The organism is Acetobacter sp. DmW_043, assembly GCF_002153485.1.
Taxonomy (GTDB): domain Bacteria; phylum Pseudomonadota; class Alphaproteobacteria; order Acetobacterales; family Acetobacteraceae; genus Acetobacter; species Acetobacter thailandicus.
Genome location: NZ_JOMN01000111.1, coordinates 1 through 788 on the forward strand (window position 1 = coordinate 1; position 788 = coordinate 788).

Genomic DNA, 788 nt, shown 5'->3' on the forward strand with positions numbered 1-788 from the left:
CTGTGGATTTTGAAGTCTTCCGCCCTGACCTGGAGAAGGCTCTGGCGTATTCAGACGGGAGTAATGCCGGGCGTCCGCCGTTTGATCCGGTGCTGATGTTCAAAATTATGGTGATCCAGACGTTGAACAATCTAGAGGGTTTTTCGAACCCTCTAGATTACGATGCCGACGTCATTCGCGAGGAGCTTGCCAAGGCCGAAATCAAAGCCGTCATTCCAGCCAAAAGCAACCGTCGCACCTATCCCTCACGATAGAACCAATTACCGTTGGCGCAATCTCGTCGAGCGCCTGTTCAATAAACTCAAGAACTGGCGACGCATGACTACCCGATATGACAAAACCAAGGAATCATATCTTGGCTTCGTCAGTCTCGTGTCGACACTCCAGTAGATACCCTTTGTCCACGAAACCTAGCACTACTTTGGCAGAAGTATATTTTTTAGGATTCCCATGGGGCTGATTGCGTGATTCATGGTGAGCCAGCTTTGACGGAGGCTGGCATTGGAAGAAGACTGGCAAGCGGATCTTGAGCAATGGCTCGTCCCGTATCTGGAAGGTCTTGGTAACAAGACGCGGCGTAAAATGTGCCCGGCCTATATCGCAGGTCTGATCGGGCCAGGAGATCGCAAGAGCATCCAGCCCATGGCCATGCGTTCGGATGTAGTCCCCTATGACCGGTTACATCATTTCATCGGAGCCGGGCTGTGGGACAAGGCCCCACTGGAAGCGACCTGGAGGGTTCGAAAAACCCTCTGGTTTTGAGGTCTGCTCTGTGATTCCATTTCTCG

The 788-nt window shown here is 52.2% G+C and carries 2 pseudogenes; both read left to right on the forward strand.

The annotated features are described in order from the left end of the window. Positions 1 to 134 (forward strand): annotated as a pseudogene (locus HK11_RS12305) (transposase); the annotation flags it as partial. Between the two features lie 361 nt (positions 135 to 495). Continuing rightward, positions 496 to 729 (forward strand): annotated as a pseudogene (locus HK11_RS12110) (transposase); the annotation flags it as partial. Between the last annotated feature and the right edge of the window lie 59 nt (positions 730 to 788).